Source organism: Streptomyces torulosus (genome assembly GCF_001419765.1).
GTDB lineage: Bacteria > Actinomycetota > Actinomycetes > Streptomycetales > Streptomycetaceae > Streptomyces > Streptomyces torulosus.
The window spans coordinates 1-1,862 of sequence record NZ_LIRK01000940.1; the positions used below are offsets into that span (position 1 = coordinate 1).

Annotated in this window: 3 protein-coding genes; 1 reads left to right on the forward strand and 2 read right to left on the reverse strand. The window is 72.9% G+C overall.

What is annotated here, in order from left to right; all coding sequences use genetic code 11:
• Positions 1 to 843, reverse strand: an 843-nt coding sequence (locus tag AOK23_RS42795) for a YqjF family protein (protein ID WP_055717766.1), incomplete at its 3' end; no start/stop codon positions are given.
• Positions 844 to 868: 25 nt separating this feature from the next.
• Entirely contained in the window at positions 869 to 1,276 is a 408-nt protein-coding gene (locus AOK23_RS42800; protein WP_055717767.1) for a RidA family protein, read from the reverse strand.
• Between the two features lie 110 nt (positions 1,277 to 1,386).
• On the opposite strand from AOK23_RS42800, the gene AOK23_RS42805 reads away from it, so the two are divergent.
• The gene (locus tag AOK23_RS42805) at positions 1,387 to 1,770 is read left to right on the forward strand and encodes a winged helix-turn-helix transcriptional regulator (protein WP_055717768.1); all 384 of its coding nucleotides are present in this window, start codon (positions 1,387 to 1,389) and stop codon (positions 1,768 to 1,770) included.
• The last annotated feature ends 92 nt before the right edge of the window (positions 1,771 to 1,862 follow it).

Below are 1,862 nucleotides of genomic sequence, written 5' to 3' on the forward strand. Positions count from 1 at the left end.
GGCGGGGACGCCGGGCGAGTACAGGACGCTCACCGGCGGGCCGGCGGGGGCGGGCAGGCCCGCCGCGGCGACCAGGTCCTCCTCGCACTCGACCAGTTCGGCGCGGTGCAGCGGCCAGCGGGGGTGGGCGTTGGGCAGGTACATCGGCCGGCCGAAGAAGGCGCCGTGCATCCCCCAGCGGGCGGTCAGGAAGTGCTCCAGCCCCGTCGGCTCGTCGATGCGCTCACCGACCCGCACGGTGATACGGCTGTACGCCCCCCGCGGGCCCGGCCACCGCCGACGGCTGGTGTAGGTGACGGAGACACCGCCCCGCCGGGCGCCGAGGACGCCGGGTCGGGTGCCGGGGACGTCGGGTCGGGTGCCGGTTCCGGTGCCGTCGCCGGTGACGCCCCGGACGCCGTACGCCGTCGTGTCGATCGTCATGCGGGACCACAGGTACGGCATCCGGAAGCCGATCCGGCCCACCACGACCGGCAGCAGCCGGGAGGCGTCGAGGGAGCGGAAGACGACGCCGCGCCGTCCGTGCGCGTCGACCGAGTACAGCCGCACATTGGTCTCGGGGAACGAGCCGAGATAGGGCACACCGGGAAGGCGCAGCCAGCCGACCTTGTGCATCCGGAAGGCGACCAGCCCGACGTACGTGACCCCGTCCAGGGTGTCGGGCACGGTCCCCGGCGGCAGCAGGCCCGCGACGTCGGCCGGGTCGGCGGCCCAGTGCAGGAAGGTCAGATCGAGCCAGGACTGGGTGAGCAGCGGACGCGGGATCGCCCCCGGCGCGTCGGCCGTGATCGGGGCCGGCGGCACGGGGGCCGCCGGGGCCCGGAACGGTTCTGGCGACGCCATGGGGCCAGTATCGGCGACCCGCCGGTCAGTCCAGGACCGCGATCGCCTCGATCTCCACCAGGTGCTCCGGTACGTCCAGCGCCGCGACGCCCAGCAGGGTGGCCGGCGGGGCCGGGGTCGTGCCGAGACGGGCGGCGGCGCGGGCGATGCCGTCGAGGAGCAGGGGCATCTTGTCGGGGGTCCAGTCGACGACGTGGACGGTCAGCTTCGCGACGTCGTCGAAGGTGGCTCCGGCACCGGCCAGGGCGGTGGCGATGTTGAGGTAGCACTGCTCGACCTGCGCGGCGAGGTCGCCCTCGCCGACGGTGACGCCGTCGGCGTCCCAGGCGACCTGTCCGGCGAGGTGGACGAGCCGGGAGCCGGAGGCGACGGAGACGTGGTGGTAGACACCGGTCTCGGGCAGACCGGCGGGGTTCACCAGGGTGATGGCCATGCTGTTCCTCCTGAGGGAAGGGCATACGTGCTCTCTTGTGGTTACTGGGGCACCGTAGGAGAGTGGCTGCCGACAAGGAAGAACGCACTTTTCGGTGACAGGGGAACCTGATGGTGACCAAGCAGTACGAGGGCACGCCCGAGGAGGCCGCGGATCTGCGGCGCGCGGACTCGCTGGCCCGCGAGATCTTCGCGGACATCGCCAACAAGTGGGCGCTGCTGATCATCGAGGCGCTCGGCGAGCGCACCCGCCGCTTCAGCGAGCTGCGCGACGACGTCGAGGGCGTGAGCCACAAGATGCTCACCCAGAACCTGCGGATGCTGGAGCGCAACGGCCTGGTCGACCGGGAGGTGCACCCCACGGTGCCGCCACGCGTCGAGTACACGCTCACCGAGCCGGGGCGGGCCCTGCGGGCGACGGTCGACGCGATGTGCGACTGGACCCACCGCTACCTCGGCGACATCGAGGCGTCCCGGAGCCGCTTCGACGCCTGAGGGGCGGGCGGGAAGGGGACGCGGGCGTCCGGGCGGTGCGGGGGCGGTCGGGTGGGAGCTGTATCACCCGGACCGCGCTTTGTATGACCATG